The organism is Psychrobacter sp. CLB018 (genome assembly GCF_041222815.1).
GTDB classification, from domain to species: Bacteria; Pseudomonadota; Gammaproteobacteria; order Pseudomonadales; family Moraxellaceae; genus Psychrobacter; species Psychrobacter faecalis.
Genome location: NZ_CP166085.1, coordinates 2,125,384 through 2,144,674 on the forward strand (window position 1 = coordinate 2,125,384; position 19,291 = coordinate 2,144,674).

Annotated in this window: 13 protein-coding genes, 1 other RNA gene and 1 pseudogene; 7 read left to right on the plus strand and 8 right to left on the minus strand. The window is 45.1% G+C overall.

All coding sequences use genetic code 11. The features are described 5' to 3' along the window. Positions 1 to 128: 128 nt before the first annotated feature. The 4 genes from ssrA to prmB all read right to left on the minus strand — a co-directional run bounded on the left by ssrA (position 129) and on the right by prmB (position 3,796). Positions 129 to 487: a transfer-messenger RNA gene (gene ssrA / locus AB8P72_RS09030) on the minus strand. An 85-nt stretch (positions 488 to 572) separates the two neighbouring features. Further along, a complete protein-coding gene (locus tag AB8P72_RS09035; RefSeq protein ID WP_068404444.1) occupies positions 573 to 1,244 on the minus strand; it encodes an alpha/beta hydrolase in 672 nt (223 codons plus the stop codon). 189 nt (positions 1,245 to 1,433) lie between these two features. Then, on the minus strand, positions 1,434 to 2,537 hold the full coding sequence (gene aroC / locus AB8P72_RS09040; protein ID WP_068404446.1) for a chorismate synthase: 1,104 nt from the start codon (positions 2,535 to 2,537) through the stop codon (positions 1,434 to 1,436). A gap of 86 nt (positions 2,538 to 2,623) precedes the next feature. After that, complete coding sequence (gene prmB / locus AB8P72_RS09045; RefSeq protein WP_198329134.1) at positions 2,624 to 3,796, minus strand: 50S ribosomal protein L3 N(5)-glutamine methyltransferase; 1,173 nt, start codon at positions 3,794 to 3,796, stop codon at positions 2,624 to 2,626. A 427-nt stretch (positions 3,797 to 4,223) separates the two neighbouring features. Between prmB and AB8P72_RS09050 the strand changes: the two genes are divergently transcribed. Beyond that, entirely contained in the window at positions 4,224 to 5,615 is a 1,392-nt protein-coding gene (locus AB8P72_RS09050; protein ID WP_369957662.1) for a L,D-transpeptidase family protein, read from the plus strand. A gap of 208 nt (positions 5,616 to 5,823) precedes the next feature. Here AB8P72_RS09050 and AB8P72_RS09055 read toward each other — a convergent pair whose 3' ends face one another. Further along, complete coding sequence (locus AB8P72_RS09055; protein WP_068404450.1) at positions 5,824 to 6,033, minus strand: hypothetical protein; 210 nt, start codon at positions 6,031 to 6,033, stop codon at positions 5,824 to 5,826. 357 nt (positions 6,034 to 6,390) lie between these two features. Between AB8P72_RS09055 and AB8P72_RS09060 the strand changes: the two genes are divergently transcribed. The 5 genes and pseudogenes from AB8P72_RS09060 (at position 6,391) to AB8P72_RS09080 (ending at position 13,687) form a co-directional block, all read left to right on the plus strand. After that, positions 6,391 to 8,151 carry a TIGR00341 family protein gene (locus AB8P72_RS09060; RefSeq protein ID WP_369957663.1) on the plus strand — a complete coding sequence of 587 codons (1,761 nt, stop codon included), beginning with the start codon at positions 6,391 to 6,393 and terminating at the stop codon, positions 8,149 to 8,151. A 188-nt stretch (positions 8,152 to 8,339) separates the two neighbouring features. Beyond that, entirely contained in the window at positions 8,340 to 11,012 is a 2,673-nt protein-coding gene (alaS, locus tag AB8P72_RS09065) for an alanine--tRNA ligase (protein WP_198329136.1), read from the plus strand. Positions 11,013 to 11,310: 298 nt separating this feature from the next. After that, positions 11,311 to 12,597 (plus strand): aspartate kinase, encoded by a 1,287-nt coding sequence (locus AB8P72_RS09070; protein WP_068404454.1) that lies wholly within the window; start codon positions 11,311 to 11,313, stop codon positions 12,595 to 12,597. A gap of 373 nt (positions 12,598 to 12,970) precedes the next feature. Further along, positions 12,971 to 13,138, plus strand: a pseudogene (gene csrA / locus AB8P72_RS09075) (carbon storage regulator CsrA); the annotation flags it as partial. A gap of 174 nt (positions 13,139 to 13,312) precedes the next feature. Beyond that, positions 13,313 to 13,687: a HopJ type III effector protein gene (locus AB8P72_RS09080; RefSeq protein WP_068404458.1), complete on the plus strand. Its 375-nt coding sequence runs from the start codon at positions 13,313 to 13,315 to the stop codon at positions 13,685 to 13,687. Between the two features lie 158 nt (positions 13,688 to 13,845). Here the strand turns inward: AB8P72_RS09080 and AB8P72_RS09085 are convergent, their stop codons facing one another. After that, complete coding sequence (locus AB8P72_RS09085) at positions 13,846 to 14,157, minus strand: YeaC family protein (protein ID WP_068404460.1); 312 nt, start codon at positions 14,155 to 14,157, stop codon at positions 13,846 to 13,848. Between the two features lie 62 nt (positions 14,158 to 14,219). Further along, positions 14,220 to 15,125: an NAD(+) kinase gene (locus AB8P72_RS09090; RefSeq protein ID WP_238060151.1), complete on the minus strand. Its 906-nt coding sequence runs from the start codon at positions 15,123 to 15,125 to the stop codon at positions 14,220 to 14,222. A gap of 405 nt (positions 15,126 to 15,530) precedes the next feature. Between AB8P72_RS09090 and AB8P72_RS09095 the strand changes: the two genes are divergently transcribed. Continuing rightward, entirely contained in the window at positions 15,531 to 16,253 is a 723-nt protein-coding gene (locus tag AB8P72_RS09095) for a Bax inhibitor-1/YccA family protein (protein WP_011280732.1), read from the plus strand. A 119-nt stretch (positions 16,254 to 16,372) separates the two neighbouring features. Here the strand turns inward: AB8P72_RS09095 and AB8P72_RS09100 are convergent, their stop codons facing one another. After that, a complete protein-coding gene (locus tag AB8P72_RS09100) occupies positions 16,373 to 19,198 on the minus strand; it encodes a heavy metal translocating P-type ATPase (protein WP_193030477.1) in 2,826 nt (941 codons plus the stop codon). Positions 19,199 to 19,291: the final 93 nt, after the last annotated feature.

A 19,291-nucleotide genomic window follows, 5' to 3' on the forward strand; every position in this document is an offset into this window, starting at 1 on the left:
TTGACTTAATAGTAAACTTGGAATCACCGTTCAATTAAAGATAGTGCATCGTCTTGCCAGCCAATGATGTCAAAATGATGTCATAAAAAAAGCCAGCCACCTAAGTGACTGACTTTATTTAAAATATTTGGTGGAGATGGCGGGAGTTGAACCCGCGTCCGCCAGCATTACGCTCATGAATCTACATGTTTAGTTTCTGTCTTTAGTTTTAATCCGCACCGATCCGACAGTCAGGATGGATTGGACGATTCTCTACTTTTGAACCCAAGCGATTGAGACAATCACTTGTGGCGAGCCTACATGCGGACGCTTCAACTTAGTTGACCAACTGTAGGTGATCAGCAACCAAGTAAGCAGGGTTTAAGCTGCTAGAGCGTAAGTTTCGTCGTTTGCGACTATAACAATATATGTTTGATTAACGAGAGGACATACACTCTCGACATGCATCATTGAGTTTCATCACCAGCGTCGAAGCCAGAACATCCCCAATAAGACTGACTATTATATAGTACCTGCCTATCAGTTTTCAACCTAAAAACCTTCTGTATTACATTAAGTTACAGCTCAATTATCTAAGCCAAAACTTTATTCATCCATTGGCCAATATTTTGAATTTGCGGCATACAAACTTGATGCGCCATCGGGTAGGTATGGTAAACGACACTATAGCCTTTCTCCGATAACAAATTTTGTGCTTGCTCGCCTAGAACCACAGGCACGACGGGGTCATGCGTACCGTGTTCAATCAATATCGGCATGTCTTTGTTGGCGGCGTTATAGTTGATATGGTCATTGGTCGCCAGATAGGTAGACAGCGCCATCAAGCCTGCTAAGCGCTGTGGATAGCCAAGTGCCACATGATACGCCACTGCCCCGCCCTGCGAAAATCCCGCAATGACAATATGCTCAGGCTTAACACCGCGCTCGATTTCACGAGCAATCAAGTCATGGATTTGCTGAGAAGATTCTTCGATTTGAGCGATATCGACTTTACGTTCAAGGCTCATTTCTAAGATGTCATACCATGCGGGCATGACCATACCACCATTAACCGTCACTGGACGATTAGGCGCATGCGGAAAGATAAAACGTACTGCCATGTCATCCGCAAGACCTAACTGTGGTACAACTGGCTCAAAGTCATGACCGCTAGCACCCAAGCCATGCAGCCAAATGACGGCTCGGTCAATCACTTTGTTTGTAGGATTATGTTCAACAATAACAGCATCTAAATAGTTACTCATGTGTTTAAGTTCCTTCAACTGATAAATAAAACCAGATTTGTTTGTTTTATTAAGCAAGACATACCGTATTTAAATAGAGTTTATAACTTACCTACTTAACTTTTTAGGCATGCATAAAAAAACCCTCTAACGTATCTAATAGAACAGCAGTAGATGCGGCAAAGGGCAAATAAATAGATGGTAGAAAATTTAAGTAATCGACTGCACTGGCAGCTTAACATCGACATTTTGACCGCGATGGCGCAGATAGTGATCGAGTAACACAATCGCTAGCATCGCTTCAGCAATGGGGGTCGCGCGTACACCCACGCAAGGGTCATGGCGCCCTTTAGTCAGCATCTCAATCGCTTCACCCTCTGTGTTGATACTCTTGCCAGCCGTGGTGATACTAGAGGTTGGCTTCAAGGCAATACTAACGCGGATGTCTTGGCCTGATGAGATACCACCCAAGATGCCACCCGCATGATTGGCCGTAAAACCACCAGGGGTCATCTCATCACGTGAGCGATGACCAAACTGTCCAGCTACCGCCATACCATCACCGACCTCTACGCCTTTGACGGCATTAATACTCATCATCGCGTGGGCAATATCAGCGTCTAGGCGGTCAAATACCGGTTCACCCAATCCGACGGGCACGCCGCTTGCGATAATCTCCAAACGTGCTCCGCAACTCGTGCCTTCACGGCGCAAGCTGTCTATCAAGACTTCAAAGCGGCTGACCGCTTCTTTATCCGCACAAAAAAACGGATTGCTATTGACAAAATCCCAGTCAATTTGACTCGGGTCTAGCACTTGACTGTATTCCGAGCCAATTTGGGTAACATGTCCGCGCACTTGTACGCCTAAGCGCTCATGCAAATATTTTTTAGCGATGGCACCTGCCGCCACCCGCATAGCCGTTTCACGGGCTGATGAACGCCCGCCGCCGCGATAATCGCGAAAGCCGTATTTCATACTATAGGTATAATCGGCATGACCGGGGCGAAAAGTGTCTTTTATTTCACTATAGTCTTTTGATTTTTGATTGGTATTACGAATTAAAAGCCCAATCGAGGTGCCCGTGGTCTTACCTTCAAATACCCCAGAGATAATCTCGACTTCATCAGACTCGCGGCGCTGGGTTGAGTATTTAGACGTTCCAGGCTTACGGCGATCCAAATCTATCTGCAAATCTGCTTCGCACAATTCTAAACCTGGCGGAACGCCATCGACGATAGCCATCAGGCCTGCACCATGCGACTCACCGCACGTCGTTACGGTGAAAACCTGTCCAATACTATTGCCAGCCATATTTATCCTTAAACAAATGAAGTCGATTTTTTAATTGCTGCTTTTTAATTGCCGTTTTTTAATTTAGTGTCAGTGTCAATTTTACTTTATTGATTACCATCTAATAATTGCACATAAGCGGTAAATAATTGACGATGAGTCATAAGCTCGTCATAGGTAATAGCAAAAATACCATGACCACCGTGAGCGAATTTCAACCAATCAAATTGGATTTCAGGATACGCTTGCTTTAACGCCCATTCACTATCGCCGACTTCACAGACCAGCAACCCTTCAGGGCTAAGATAATCTGGCGCTTCAAACAAGATACGATGTACCAAATCTAGTCCGTCCTGACCAGCAGCGAGCGCATGTTCTGGCTCATATAAAAACTCTGGTGGCAAATCGGCCATAATCGCGGCATCGACATAAGGAGGATTGGTAACGATTAGCTCATATTGATGCTCAGCAGGAATCTTGGCAAATAAGTCAGACTCAATCACATTAACTTGATGACCTAAGTCATGATGATCGACATTGACCATCGCAACTTCTAGCGCTCCTTTATCAATATCAACCGCATCGACTAAGGCATCAACAAAGCGGGTGGCAAGCGCAATAGCGATACAACCAGAACCGGTGCACAAATCCAAAATACGCTCAGGCTGCGCCAACTGCTTAATCTCTAAACCATGGTCAAAGAAGGCGGCAGCTTGATTGTTCATACTCATACCGAGCGGCTTTGCCAACTCATTAACATCGAAGTACGGATGGAACTGCTGACGAATCAGCTCGGCGATTGGTGAGCGCGGAATTAGGACGCGCTCATCGACATAAAAAGGCAGGTCACAGAAATACGATAAATTAATGAGATAACTCAACGGCTTACGCTCAGCGATACGCTCTTCTAATAAGCCCAGTACCTGCTGCTTTTCTGAAGTGGTTAAACGGCAATCGAGAATCTGATCATTGGCTGCCCAATCTAAGGACAGCGTGTGCAACACAATCGCCGACGCTTCGGCAAATTCATCCGTCGTTCCTTGAGCGACGACCACGTCATAGTTGCGCAGCTGTGTGACCGCAAAACGAATAAAATCACGGATACTGACCAGTTGCTCACGCGCCTCTGCAAGCTCTGCACGCAGATTGGCAAACTCATCGTCTTCACCGAGCAGCTCTGACTCCAAATTGTAGGTCATCTCATCACCTAAGCCTTGCGACTCATCAGCAAAGTACTGATTTTGAAACTCTTCTGCGCTCATGGTTTGGTCTTCTGACATATCACACCTTACTGATTGCACGCGTATCGACGACATGCGGATGGATTAAATCGCTGACTTTTAACAGCCGATTTATTAAATAAAAACTTGTCATACATTATAGACGTAAACCTTGCGCTGCGCCAATGGCTGTATTTTTTAGCGCAAAAAGCTACTGCAAATAAATAAGGCAACTTTTATGATAGGTAAATGTATCATTAACCTCTTATCACTCTAGCATTTAACGATAAAGCAAATAAGCAAGACTCTAACCAAATGTGAATGCTCCTTTATAACTAGCATGACTAAATTATTTCCCAACTGTAGTGAATACGTCAACTGTTGACGTTTAGCAAGCCCTAAACGAAAAAAGATGTGTCAAAAGTTTGCGAAGCGTCCAAATTATGCGCATAATAGCCGCATTAGTTATAACCATAAGTAAGCCAATATGATGAAAATGAAGCCCCTTATCACCGCTATATCTATTGCGATTGTTAGTGCCAGTGTCAGCGCTGTTGCTGCCCCTGCCGACAATACGCGCACTCTACCAGTACGTAAAGCTGACTCAATGCCAATGCCTAGTTTGGCGAAAAAAGTCAGCCTTAACGTGCAAGAAAACCGCAGCAGTTCACTCGATAGTCGCGCGCCTGCCGTAGCCACGTCTGCTTTAAAGCCTAAATCGCCTGATCGTATGACGCAGCTGATTGATGAAAAACAGGAAGCTGACGAAGACGACAATGACGCGCAACAAGCAGATGAGCAACAAAGCGTCAGCGCCGATAATATGAGTGTCGAAGAGCTAGCGCGTAAAGATGTACAGTCTGATAGCACCGATGACATCAGTGATGGCCAAGCTGTTGCCGCTCCTAGTGCAGCAATAGCCAATAACCGCCCAGCCGATACTTCTATCAAAAGTATCGAAGATGTCGATGGTAAAAAATATACCACGCTAAACCTGTCTAATTATGCCAAACAAGTCAACGGTGCCACTTGGACACCGAACATGAAGGTCAACTCCGCAATGACCATCAAAATGCAGGCGTTGTTGGATTGGAATCATGCCTCACCGGGCGCTATTGATGGCGGCTGGGGTATGAACAGTAAAAAGGCACTGATTAACTTCCAAACCATGAAAGGCTTGCCTGCAACTGGTAAAATGGATCAAAAAACATGGGACGCTTTGAATAAAAATATCCCAGCCAATAAGCCAGTGCTAGTGACTTATACCATCACCGAAGATGATGTAAAAACCAACTTTGCTACCACGCCTGCAGGCGCAGAGGCTAAGTCGAAAATGAAAGGCTTATATTATCAGGACATCAAAGAGATGTTAGGTGAGCGTTTCCATATGGACGTGCGCTATTTAGACAAGTTGAATAAAAACAAACAGTATAAAGCTGGCGAAACCATCACCGTTTTAAATACGCGCGATCCACTCAAACAGCGGATTAATCGCGTCGTTGCCAATAAAGCCGACAAAACCCTTTATGCTTATAACGGTGATAAACTGGTCGCCACTTATCCAACAACAGTCGGAAGTGATGCGACGCCATCACCGCAAGGCACGTTTAAAATCATTAATAAAGTAAAAATGCCGTGGTATAAAGCGACCGTTGGTAAAGGGTCAGACAAACAAGTACATATGCTACCACCAGGTCCAAACAGCCCTGTCGGTGTGGTATGGATGGGCTTGTCTAAGCCATCTTATGGTCTACACGGTTCACCGAAACCTGAAGGTATCAGCCGCCAAGCATCCGCTGGTTGCGTCCGTTTGACCAACTGGGATGTGTTAGAGGTATATGCCAATATCGAAAATGGCGCCACCGTTGAGCTAAAATAGTTGTTATTAATGAAAACGCATAACCACGCCTTATAAGCAATAAAAAAACAGCTCCTTTTTAGGGGCTGTTTTTTATTTTATATAAATTCTAAAGCTAAGCTGCCTTTCTTTATTTTTAATTTTTATGGTGGCGGGCTTTTGAAACTGCTAGCTTTTGAAATAGCCAGCTTTTGAAATGGCTTAGTCTTAAATTCGTAGCTTTGTAGCCCTAAGCCTTATGACCTTCCTTACCCGTGATACTTCCCACTTTTTTGGTAAAAAATAAGGCAGCTGGAATGGATACAATGATACCTGCGGCAACCGCCATTTGGATGTGCGGGATTTGGTTAAATCCTGTGACCAAAGCAGCAATCATTAATACACCGACGGTCACGGTTGCAGCTATTGAATAGATGACAGAAAATAGTGGCCAGTTCATGATTTATTCCTCATTTTTTGTGTGGGTATAACACCTTTATACACCAAATCCACACAAATAGTAAGCCTTTTCTTATAGACCCACAGCCCATTTATAGCAAGTGATTCATATTAAAAGCCATATTATAATTATTGATTTGTACTTGGCATTTTTCTCTTGAAAATATAGCCAAACTATCCTCTTATCTGTCTTTTATCTCCCTCTATTTAGGCACAAGAAATTTACACGATATTGGACATTTATCATTACAATAGTAGACTTCCTACTTTTTAGTTTTGGAGTTTTTAACCTGCTGCGTTTAACTTATTTTAGTTACCTACTTGTTTCTAACCTTGTTCTTTAATAAAGCATTCTTTTATGACCTCATCTGATACCGATAAAGACTCACTGCCAATAAATACCCCTCAAAACGCTAGCGAGCTTGCAGCCACGCGTAAGACTGACAACATTGACAATATCGACAACGAGGCTGTTATCGAAGCACAGGCGCATAGCGAAAGTAATAGTGATAATGCATTAGCAGAAGCGTCAAAAGATGCGCAGGTGCCTGAGGCAACCATCAAAATGGAAACGGTGGCACCCGATGTGGTGGTTGCTTCCTTAGAAACGCCAGAAGAAGTTGACGACTCTCAACCTGTTGATGAATTTACAAATGATAATGCAGACATTGACTTTACCGATACAGCGGAAGCGTTTTTTCAGGAGAAGGATAAAGCTGAGGTCAGCCCAGCAGATAAGACTGACTCTAGCCAGACAAATTCAAACAATATCCAACCTGATAAGTCACTCACTAAACAGAGCCTACAAGAAGATTCAAAACCAAGTTTAAATATAGAAAACACGGACGAAAAAGAAGATAGCAAGCAAAACGAGCAGGACGTTACTCAAGTTCAAGATAGCAGCCAAACCAGCGATAGAACGGTGAAAAGTAGAACGGTGAAAGACGAAAACAACGCAGACGACACTGTAGAAGATAGCGAAGATGAAGAGATCAAAGAGATCAAAGAGATCAAAGAGAAAAAAGAGAAAAAAGAAGCCAAACTTGAGTCTTATAAGCAGTTTGTCGCCGAGCAATTCAGTAATAAAAAAGTAGACTATCCAGAAGTACGGGTCCGGATTGAGGCCAACGCCTTGCCGAGTAAAATGTATTTTGTGATGAATATCCTCTCGGCTATCATCGCAAGCTATGGTTTGGTGACCAATTCGGCGGCGGTGGTTATCGGCGCGATGCTGGTAGCAATGATGCTCGGTCCTATCACTGGCGTGGCGTTGGCGATTATTGACCACCGTATGCCGCTATTACGAAAATCACTTATTACAGTATTTCTTGGCATCTCTTTGGTGGTGTTGGTCGGTTTCATCGTCGGCTGGCTACATAAAGATCAACCACTTACTGTTGAGATATTATCGCGTACGCAGCCAACTTCGATGGATTTGATGATTGCTTTAGCTGGTGGTACGGCAGGTGCTTATGCGATGGTTTCGCCGCACCTATCGGTCGCTGTGGTTGGGGTCGCAGTGGCTACGGCATTGGTGCCACCGCTTGCCGCCAGTGGGATATTATTTGCCAATGGTGAGATGCAAATGGGACTTGGCGCGCTGCTATTGGCCTTGACCAATATTATCGCCATTCAATTTACCAACGCTTTGGTACTATGGCTACTAGGTTTTCGCCGCTTGGTCGATGATGATTATAAATCAAGTACTTATTGGACCTTTTTACGGCGTAATGCGGTGACGTTATTGTTATTGGGCGTTTTAGGGACCTATTTAACCATCAACCTACAAACCAACGCCAAGCAGCAAGGGTTTGAAAGTAGCGTCAAAGAGACGATTAATAGCTATTTTAGCGACAAGGGCAACGTGCTGACCAATACCCAGTTCGATAAAGACACTACCAATCAAGTCGTGCGCGCGGTGATTCGCGGCGAGACCACCCCTACCTTTTATGACGTCCGCCAAATTGAGGCGATTATTAGCCAAGATATGGCAGATAATTTTCCCGACTATTTACCGATACGCTTACAGCTACGCTATATGCCCGTGCAGGTGATTGAGTCGCATCCACTTATTCAAGATAAGCTCGATAAAACCGATGTGACCATTTTAACCAACTGATGTGTTTGGCGGTTTAATTTATCCTAGTCACTTAATACAAGCGCTTGCTTAATAAAGAAAATTAAGCCTTATTTCCGCTGCGTTTGCTGATGAATCTTCAACACGCTTGGTACGTTTGTGCTAAAATCGCTTGCAAAATTATTTTACTTATTCTATTTAATAAAACCATTCGTCAGTAAGGAGCCGCTGTGAGCCAGCCATTTCGCTCAGCCGATATTCGTCAAGCTTTTATCGATTTTTTCATAAGCAAGCAGCACACCCCCGTCGCCTCGTCGAGCTTGATTCCCTACAATGACCCGACATTGCTATTTACCAATGCCGGTATGAATCAGTTTAAAGAGACTTTTTTGGGTATGGAGCCGCGCGACTATACGCGTGCGGTGAGCTCACAAAAATGCGTCCGTGCCGGTGGTAAACACAACGATTTGGATAATGTCGGTTATACGGCGCGCCATCATACGTTTTTTGAGATGCTCGGCAACTTCTCGTTTGGCGATTATTTTAAGCAAGCGGGTATTGCTTATATTTGGGAATTTTTAACTTCCGATAAATGGTTGGCAATCGATAAAGACCGCTTGTATGTGACCATTTATGAAACTGATGATGAAGCCTTTGATATTTGGCATAAAGACATTGGCTTGCCTAGTGAGCGCATCATCCGTATTGGTGATAATAAAGGCGCACCGTACGCCTCTGATAACTTTTGGACCATGGGTGATACCGGTCCTTGTGGCCCTTGTACCGAAGTTTTTTATGACCATGGCTCTGATATCGAAGGCGGATTGCCGGGTACGCCAGAAGAAGATGGCGACCGCTATATCGAGATTTGGAACTGCGTCTTTATGCAGTTTAACCGTCAAAAAGACGGTACCATGCTGCCGCTACCTGCGCCGAGCGTCGATACTGGCATGGGGCTTGAGCGTATTAGCGCCATCATGCAAGGCGTGCATGGCAACTATGAGATAGATTTATTTATCCATCTAATGGATGCGGCGGCTAAGATTTTAGATATTGAAAACGAGCAACAATCCTCATTAAAAGTCATCGCCGACCATATTCGTGCCGTGGCCTTTTTGATTGCTGATGGCGTAACCCCTAGTAACGAAGGGCGTGGTTATGTACTGCGCCGTATCATTCGCCGTGCCGTACGTCATGGCAATAAACTTGGTGCGGACAGTGAATTCTTTTATAAAATGGTCGCGCCTTTGGTTGCTGAGATGGGCGACGCCTATCCCGAGCTAAAAGACAAACAAAGCGCGATTGAAAATGCCATTCAAAAAGAAGAAGCCCAATTTGCCAAAACCTTAGCACAAGGGTTACGCTTGCTTGCCAGCGAGCTTGAAGGCTTGCAAGACGGCGATACCCTCTCTGGTGAAGCAGCATTTAAACTTTATGATACTTATGGTTTCCCCGTTGATTTGACCGCTGATATCACCCGTGAGCGCGGCATTGTGATTGATGAAGCAGAATTCGATGAGCACATGCAAGCACAGCGTGAACGTGCGCGTGATGCGGGCAAATTCGACGTTGATTATAGTAGCGTCATTCAAGTAGACAACCCAACGACCTTTGTCGGCTACAAACAGCTTGAAGAAGACGGCGTTACCATCCATGCGCTTTATCAAGACGGCAATCCAGCCGAGAGCTTGGCCGAAGGCATGGAAGGCGTTATTGTCCTTGACCGTACCCCGTTTTATGCTGAAGGCGGTGGTCAGGTGGGTGAGCTGGGTGAAATTCGCACAGCGACAGGTGTTTTTGAAGTGCAAGACACCAAAAAATCTGGTCAAGCCATTATCCATTATGGCGTGGTCACTATGGGCGAAATTAACGCTCAGCAAACGGCTGATGCGCAGGTATTGTCCAGCATTCGTGCGGCGAGTGCCAAAAACCATTCGGCGACGCATTTATTGCATGCGGCATTAAGAGAAGTACTGGGCGATGCAGTCACACAAAAAGGCTCATTAGTCTCAAGCGAAGTATTACGTTTTGACTTTTCTTATGACAAACCGGTTAGCGCTGCTGAAATTAGCCGTATCGAACGTCTTGTCAATGAGCAAATTCAAGCCAACACCCCTGCCCGTATCGAGCATATGTCTATCGATGAAGCGATGAAACAAGGTGCGATGGCGTTATTTGGCGAAAAATATGGTAATGATGTACGCGTTTTGACCATGGGTACCGATAGCATCGTTGATGGTCAACGCAAGCCGTTCTCTATCGAGCTATGCGGTGGCCTTCATGTCCAGCGTACGGGTGATATTGGGGTGTTAAAAATCACCAGTGAATCAGGTATTGCTGCGGGTATTCGCCGTATTGAAGCGGTCACTGGGATGAATGCCATTAAAAACATGCAGCAAAGCGAGCAGCAACTAAGCGAGCTTGCAGCTCAGCTAAAAGTCAAACGTCCAGAGGTTGCACAGCGTGTGCGCACCATGGCAGATAAGCAGCGTGATTTGGAAAAACAACTAGAACGCTTAGAGCAAAAAATTGCTAGCGCCCAAGCGGCAAACTTGCTTGATGACGTGCAGACCATCGCTGGTACATCGGTACTTATTAGCACTTTAAGTGGCGTTGATGGCAAATCCATTCGTACCTTGATAGACGATGTGAAATCAAAACTGCCGTACAGCATCATCGTGCTGATTGGCGATAAAGATGAGCAGCTGGCACTGGCAGCAAGCGTTGACAAATCGCTGACCGATCGCGTCAAAGCGGGCGATATTATTCGTCATTTGGCAAGCGAGCTTGGCGGTAAAGGCGGCGGTAAGCCTGATTATGCCCAAGGCGGTGCGCCAAAATCTGCCAATATCAATACCGTTATCAGTGCACTAAGCGCTTGGGTTGCAGAAAAGCTTGCGTAAATAGTAGGAATATAGGCGATTGGTTATAACGGTTATAACCAATCGCCATATATCTAATGCTTGCTAGCACTTAAAGTTATACCGCTAATATGGTATAAAGTAGCACGCTTAACGACTGTCAGCATATCAAGTGTATGGGTATAAACAGTAAAATAGCAGAGCAAATAAAGGGCGCAATTTTTATAATTCGGCTTTATCGTTATTAAAATGAATCTTGCACTGTCATGGCAGACCGCGCCATGATGGATTGATGTCGATAAGTAACAGATGGCCATTGGTGAATAATAGGTAGATTTTTATGGCGTTAATAGTACAAAAATACGGCGGCACCTCGATGGGCAGTATCGACCGCATCAAAAATGTCGCCAAACGAGTCAAACGTTGGCATGACAACGGTCATCAAGTGATCGTAGTTGTGTCTGCCATGAGCGGTGAAACCAACCGTTTGATTGATTTAGCACGCCAAATCAGCAGCCAACCTGATCCACGCGAATACGACCAAATGGTCTCAACGGGCGAACAGGTTTCTATCTCTTTACTGGCGATGGCGATTAAAGAGCTTGGTATTGGCGCCCGTTCATTCACCGGTCGTCAGGTCGCCATTAAAACCGATAGTGCCCACACCAAAGCGCGTATCGAAAGCATTGATGACAAAAACATCCGTGAGCAACTAGATGCAGGCAACATTGTCATCGTGGCAGGTTTCCAAGGTATCGATGAAGAAGGTAACGCCACAACCTTAGGTCGCGGCGGCTCGGATACCACAGGTGTGGCCATTGCCGCAGCCTTAGGCGCTGATGAATGCCAAATCTATACCGATGTCGATGGCGTTTATACCACTGACCCACGCGTGACCTCAAAAGCCAAAAAACTTGAAAAGATTACCTTTGAAGAAATGCTTGAGATGGCAAGCCTTGGCTCTAAGATTTTACAGATTCGCTCAGTAGAGTTTGCTGGCAAATACGGCGTGCCTCTACGCGTATTATCTAGCTTTGATGAAAACAACGATGGTAGCTTCGACCAAGACTTTCAAGACAATGTCGGCACCCTAATTACGATAGACGAAGGAGACAACATGGAACAGGCAATCATCTCAGGTATCGCTTTTAATCGCGACGAAGCAAAAATAGTCGTGCGCGGTGTACCCGATCATCCTGGTATCGCCTCTGCCATCCTAAGCCCTATCGGTCGCGCCAATATCGAAATCGATATGATCGTGCAAAACTTATCGACCAATGGCACTACTGACTTTACTTTTACCGTCAACCGTACGGACATGGATAAAACCATGAAAGTGCTAGAAAACGAAGTCAAAGATGAAATTGGTGCCAAAGAGATCTTGGCCAATAACGAAGTGGTAAAAGTGTCATTGGTCGGGGTTGGTATGCGCTCGCATGCAGGAGTTGCCAGCCTTATGTTCCAGACTTTGGCCGAAAACAACATCAATATCCAAATGATATCGACCAGTGAAATAAAAGTTTCGGTACTTATCCAAGAGCAGCATTTAGAAAAGGCCGTGAAATCGTTACACACCGCCTTTGGTCTTGACCGTGAAGACGGCGACAGCACAATCGCTGGGTTATAATGTGTAAAGGCTATACATTATATCGCTGTAAGATACTTCTGGTTTAATAACGATTGGCTAAATAGCGATTATTTTTTAGTAAAACTTTGATTAAATAGAGTCTTTTTAGGCTCTATTTTCTTTTATTACTATTGCTCAGGTAAGTATATACCTAATAGTTTTGTGAAAATCCGTGACAGTATCTGTTATGCCCCCTATAATGGGGCTTTCATTTGGGCTAAATGAATTTATCTATCATTACCGCTATGAGTATTAGGTGACGCAGAGTTTTTATAATGACTGCTCTGCCTATTTAGTACTAGAGTAATGTCCTGTAATTGAGACGCAATCTGATGAGTAATAATCTGTTGATGCGACATAAGGAGTGTGACGCATGTTAATTTTGACACGCCGCGTGGGCGAAACGCTAATGATTGGCGATGAGGTCAGTGTGACTGTCCTAGGCGTTAAAGGCAATCAAGTACGAATCGGCGTCAATGCGCCAAAAGATATTGCGGTACACCGTGAAGAGATTTATCAGCGTATTCAGCATGAACGCACGGTACAATCGCAAATGCAACATCTTGAGCAAGGCAGCTTTGCACCTTCATTCGATGATGAAGACTATTTTAATCGCTAAGTTGATCGCTTGTTCGTTAACTAACTATCAATAATTATTGGGCATAAATTAAGCACCCTATTTTTGCTTTCTAATCTGCTCTGAGGTCATGTATTTATGAGTATCCGTCAATCAGATGTATCGGCTCTACTTAATGGTTTGAATAAAAAAGCCATTGGATTCAATGATGTCATCAGCTTTATTGATGATTTTTATCGCTATGCGCCAGCGCCTTTTGTTAATGGTATGCTGCACAATGCAGCGGGCGAAAACGAAGGCAGCGCCAAGATTTTTGGTTTCGCTAAGCACCATGGTCTAAACCAATTGGACACGCTAAAGCTGTTTGGTGAACATTATGCCAAGGTACAAGCGACGCCAAAGGGTACCGACCATGCCAATATTCGTAACTTTTTACATTGGGGCTGGCAAGGATTTTTGATGGAAAAAAATCCATTAACGCCGCGTCCAAGTGTTGATACTAGCGCGCTGTAGTTTTCTATTTTCGCTAACTATCTATTTTAAAAGTATTAAAAAAGCCACGCTATGCAATTAGCGTGGCTTTTTGCTGTTTCCTACCTTCAATTTGGTGCTTTTGGCTTAATGCCGCTTAGCCGCTTATTTATCTCAATTAATTGCGACAAAGCTATTGCTTATTTATTGTGGAATTTAACGGGTTGTACTGCCCCTTTAGGATTGGGCATATTGGGATAATGATGCTCGTGCTCGACATCACATTCCGCGCCCACGACAGAGCCATCGTCTCGCACGGGTTTATGAATATAGCCAGTACGCTCGGCTGGCGGCAGGTGCTCATGCTCCCATACCATCACCGCTTGCATACAAGTTTCGCGCTGCTCAGGCGTGAGCTTACGACCATCCGGCCATTTACCCAGCTCAATGGCTTGGCGAAACTTCTCTACCACTTCTGGTGTGACACTTGCTAATATCGTTTGTTTGTCCATCGTACCTACTCTCCGCGACTATTTTATAATCCAGTACTGTTTTGAGAAATCTAGCACTGCATTCATTCTTCTATAATATCATCATCGATGTCCATACTGAATTCTTCGGCATGGACGTTCCAGTGTAATTTGGTGCGGCAGGCTTCATAAAAATCAAACCCTGGCGGATGGAGCAAGGTCAGCTTATCAGGATGCTTACGAATATAAAGGCGCTGCTCTTGGTCGAGCGCGATACTCGGCTTACCATCGGCACTGACTTGTGGCTGGGTGCGGTTGTCCTCATGAATACGAATACAAATCTCGCTGGTGCCGCTAACCACAATCGGACGACTGGATAAGGTATGTGGATGCATCGGCACCAAACAAATGGCATCCATACTCGGATGAATAATCGGACCACCACCTGAAAGTGCATAAGCAGTGGAACCTGTCGGCGTCGCCACAATGAGACCATCGCTATGCTGACGATAGACATCGTGCCCGTCAATTTTCATCTGAAAATCAATCATGTGCACCGATTTACCCGCATGTAGCACCACATCGTTGAGCGCCATATCTTCGTGAATGATTTTTCGCCCTTCGCGAATCTCCATGGTCAGCAAAAACCTGTGGTCTAACTGATAATCGCCCATCAATACTTGGCGTAGTTTAAAGGCCGCTTCATTGGGCTTAACATCGGCCAAAAACCCCAAACGACCACGGTTGACCCCTAGAACTGGCACCCGATAACGCGCCAATGCTTCGGCGGCATGCAAAATCGAACCATCGCCGCCTACTACGATAACTAAATCGCAAATCTCACCAATCAAGCTACGTTTGACGATTTTAACTTTTTCAATTTCGGTGAGGTTCAAAGTAGGCAAATTGGCCGTCTGCACATCCATAATCAATGTCAGATTCATCTCATTGATGGTATTGGCAATCTGTACCAGACTTTGGGTCACGCTGCGTTTTCCGGCGCGGCCCATCAAACCAATGCGCCTAAACGCTGGGTTTTTGATGGCATGAAACAGCTCTGATTCATGTAAGTGCGGCAATCGGGCGGACTGCGCTGAGTTTTCCATAAAACGACTCGGCATAACGATAAAATACAGTGCAATGATAACGAGAAATCAGCGCTTAGACTAGCATGTTTATGAAGTTTCGTTGTTAACTGTCGTAATTGGCCCCATATATCCTCTATCATACGCCACTTTTAAGCGTATTTGTTTTGCTACTCATTACCGCTTTATATGTCGATATTCCCTAGTTAATTAAGGCTCGATAGCCATGTGATGCCTTGCATGCGCTCACGTAAACACAGTTGACAATAATGGCGGTTTTGCTAAAGTAGCTGGCATCTTAGTTATTTATATTTTAAAAAGGACAACTTTATGGCAAATCCTATTGTCAGTCGCGCAGAGCTTGCCGTTGGCGGCGCGCCGATGACGGTAAAGGGTGTGATTCAAAAGACCAGTTTATTGCTTGGACTATCGGCGATTACGGGTATTGGATTTTTCTTTTATGCGTTAATGGCAGGCCTATCACAAGGCTTTATCACCATGGCCGCTTTTGGTAGTATGTTTGCCGCCTTTGGTCTTGCTATTTTTATTACCTTTAAGCCGCAAAAAGCCAAAACTTTTGCCGTACCTTATGCGTTATTGGAAGGTATCTTTTTAGGTGGTATCTCGCTATTTTTTATGCGCATGTACCCAAGCGTGCCTGTCACTGCGATGTGTGCGACCTTTGTCACCGCAGCGGTCATGCTAGGGCTGTATCGCTCAGGTTTGGTTAAAGTTACTGAGAAATTCCGCTCAATCGTCACCTCAGCATTGATTGCTATCATGTTGGTTTATGTGGCGCAGTGGGTGCTATCTTTAGCGTTCGGCTCGAGCTTACCTTTCTTATTCGAAGGTGGCGCTATCGCTATCGGCTTTAGCTTATTTGTGATTGTTATCGCCTCTTTTACGCTGCTATTGGACTTTGATAATATCGATCGCGGTGTGGCGATGGGCGTATCAGAAGACTACGAATGGTTATTTAGTATCGGTATTCTTGCGACGCTAGTGTGGATGTATATCGAATTTATGCGTCTGCTAAGTTACCTGCAAGACTAATCTAAACCCTGTTTAGCCGTTATTTAAAATAATTAAAATAAAAAAAACCGTCTTTATAAAGACGGTTTTTTTGTGGGTAATTTTTGAGGTTTATATAAATAAGTTTAAGCTGCTTTACATTAAGCACGCTTTAGACGCAGCGCGTTTAATACCACAAATAATGAGCTTAACGACATACCAATCGCCGCAAGCCAAGGCGGCACATAGCCTAAAGCTGCGGGTATCAAGACGCTACTATTATAAATTAGCGCCCAACGTAAGTTTTGCTTAATAATACGTTTGGTCTTATCAGCGATACGCTTCGCCGCCGTGATAGCTTCGATTTGACCATTTAGAATGATACTGTCACTCGAGACTTGCGCCAAATCTGCTGCGCCCGCAATCGAGGTTGAGACATCTGCCGCTGCTAAAACAGGCGCATCATTAATACCGTCACCAACCATGAGTACGACGGCGCCTTTTGCTTGCAGCGCTTGAATATGATTGACTTTATCGGTTGGCGACAGGCCGTTATAAGCGGCTTTCATGCCTAACTCTTCCGCCATTACCAGTGCTTGTGGACTTGGGTCACCGGTTAGCATGACCGGCTCAATACCTAATTTTTTGAGAGCGGCGAGCATAGACGGCGCACTATCACGTACCTTATCGTTAAAGTAAAAACCTGCCAGCGCTTGCCATGCATTTGACGGACTATTTTGACAAGACAATACCACCGCCGAGCTGGCACGATGAGTGGCTAAATCAATGGTTAACGCATTATTTTGTTGAGAATCAGTATTCGCTTTATCCATGGCAAAATCGACATGACCGATGCGATATAGGACGCCATCAATCATTGCCTCTACCCCGCCTGCAGGATAGTATTGCAACGACTGCGTCGCAGGCAGATGTAATTGATAAGCGGCGGTGAGCAAAGCGTGAGCAATCGGATGGCGGCTGCCCACTTCAAGCGCGGCGGCAATCGCTAATAGCTTGTCTTTTTCTTCATTGCTAGCAGCTGTCGTATCATTAGTTGCCAATCGCTCGATATTTAATAAATTGGGCTTACCATAAGTCAGCGTGCCTGTTTTATCAAACGCCACATGGGTAATCTCAGCAAGGGTTTGCAGCGTATGGCCTCGTGTGGTTAAAAAGCCATAACTCGCCAATCGATTGGTCGCTACCGTCAGCGCAATCGGTGTCGCTAAGGAGAGCGCACACGGACAGGTCGCCACCAATACCGCCACCGTTGCCCAAATTGCTTGGCTTGGGTCGACGATATACCAACCAATGAACACCAAAGCTGATAATACTAAAATCCGCGCTACAAACCAACGCGCCAGCTTATCCGCTTGCTGAGCGAGTTTTGGTTTCTCACTCATCGCCCGATTCATCAGCCTATCAATCAACCCTATCTGGCTGTCTTCTGGCAATGCCGTCACTAACATCTCAAACGGCTGACTGTCGTTTTGGGCGCCGCCAACGATATAATCGCCTTGGGTTTTGATGATTAAATCGCCCTCACCAGTTAGCAGGCTTTGCGAGACGGTCGCTGTAGAGCTAAGCAAGATACCATCGCTGATAATCTCAGAGCCTGCTTCCACCATAATAATATCGCCCACTTGCAAGCTATGAGCGGTCACCATCTGCCTTTTTTCTGGCACGGCTTCTGTCTGCGCTATATTTGATGGTTTATGATTTGCTCGCTGCCAGTCTTGAGCGATACGTGACGTCAATTGCTGAATATTGGCATCCATGCTTTGCTTAAAGTTGGGCATCGTTTTTGCGCTAGTGGTTGTGCCCTTTGTCGCTAAATTATTATTTGGATTAAGCACCTGTTCAGCACTATTATCAGAAAGAGCGTCATTATCAAAGATAGTATTATTAAGCGTATTTTGCTCTATGAGCTGCAAGATACGCGCCGCCGCGTCTTTATCTTCAGCAATTTTTTGTACCAAGACGGGCTCGACCACCACCAAGTCATTGGCCATAGTGGCGGCTTTTAAGCGTGCATTATGCTCAATATAACGCCCAGCCAATAAGAAGAAAATGAACATACTGACCGAATCAAAGTACGTTTCCCCTTGCCCGGTAATGGTCGCATAAAGACTGGCAAAGAAGGTCACCACTAAGGCGATACTAACCGGCACATCCATATTGACTTGGCGGGCACGAATCGCTGACCATGCTGAGGTAAAAAACGGCACACCGGCATAAAAGAACACCGGCGTACTCACAAATAGCGACACCCAACGTAGAAAATCACGCTGAAAAATAAGCATGTCGCTATATTCGCCAAAATAAATCGCTACCGCATACATCATTGCTTGCATCGAGCCGAGCGCCGCGATACCAAGCCGTAATAGCATCTGACTGTTATGACGTGCCAGCATGGCCTCATGGGTATCTTGACGATAAGGCTTGGCTTCGTAGCCAATCTCATTGATAACGCCCAAAATACGACTAATCGGCAGCTTATCTTCGTCCCAAATCACCCGCATGCGCTGATTGGTTAAATTAACCTGACATTGGCTGATGCCATCTAACTCATCTAGCCGCGACTCAATCAGCCACGTACAGGCCGCACAGCGCAGATTATTGACCGATAGTTCTGCTACCGACATGCCGTCTTGGGCGTAGACAAATTGAGATTTTATTTCATCGTGATCATAAGCTTCAAGGCGCGTCAGCTGGGTTGGTAAACTTGCCGTACGGTTAATCTCCGAGCGGTCAAGATAGTATTGCTCAAGCCCTGCCTCGACAATACTTTGCGACGCTAACTGACAGCCCATACAGCACATCTCGCGCGACTGACCTAAAATATCGGTATGAAACGGCGGCTCTGGTACCGGATCACCGCAATGAAAACAATGACCGGCAAGCGGCAACACCAGACCCTCAGTAATCGAGTGGTCTTGATAGTGGCGGTTGTTATTTGCTGGCATAGATGAGGGAATACTAGACATAATCGCGCTATTTCCTTTCGACAAGTTTACTTGCAGCCGACCGGCTTTTAATAAACTTGCTCTGATTAACGAGAGTCAATCCCTATGTAAAAA

Excerpts from the sequence above, each read along its gene's own strand:
- prmB (WP_198329134.1), bottom strand. The coding sequence starts at position 3,796 with ATGTCAGAAGACCAAACCATGAGCGCAGAAGAGTTTCAAAATCAGTAC.
- AB8P72_RS09090 (WP_238060151.1), bottom strand. The coding sequence starts at position 15,125 with ATGGGCCGCGCCGGAAAACGCAGCGTGACCCAAAGTCTGGTACAGATT.
- AB8P72_RS09050 (WP_369957662.1), top strand. The coding sequence starts at position 4,224 with ATGATGAAAATGAAGCCCCTTATCACCGCTATATCTATTGCGATTGTT.
- AB8P72_RS09035 (WP_068404444.1), bottom strand. The coding sequence starts at position 1,244 with ATGAGTAACTATTTAGATGCTGTTATTGTTGAACATAATCCTACAAAC.
- AB8P72_RS09060 (WP_369957663.1), top strand. The coding sequence starts at position 6,391 with ATGACCTCATCTGATACCGATAAAGACTCACTGCCAATAAATACCCCT.
- AB8P72_RS09100 (WP_193030477.1), bottom strand. The coding sequence starts at position 19,198 with ATGTCTAGTATTCCCTCATCTATGCCAGCAAATAACAACCGCCACTAT.
- AB8P72_RS09085 (WP_068404460.1), bottom strand. The coding sequence starts at position 14,157 with ATGGACAAACAAACGATATTAGCAAGTGTCACACCAGAAGTGGTAGAG.
- aroC (WP_068404446.1), bottom strand. The coding sequence starts at position 2,537 with ATGGCTGGCAATAGTATTGGACAGGTTTTCACCGTAACGACGTGCGGT.
- AB8P72_RS09070 (WP_068404454.1), top strand. The coding sequence starts at position 11,311 with ATGGCGTTAATAGTACAAAAATACGGCGGCACCTCGATGGGCAGTATC.
- AB8P72_RS09055 (WP_068404450.1), bottom strand. The coding sequence starts at position 6,033 with ATGAACTGGCCACTATTTTCTGTCATCTATTCAATAGCTGCAACCGTG.
- AB8P72_RS09080 (WP_068404458.1), top strand. The coding sequence starts at position 13,313 with ATGAGTATCCGTCAATCAGATGTATCGGCTCTACTTAATGGTTTGAAT.
- AB8P72_RS09095 (WP_011280732.1), top strand. The coding sequence starts at position 15,531 with ATGGCAAATCCTATTGTCAGTCGCGCAGAGCTTGCCGTTGGCGGCGCG.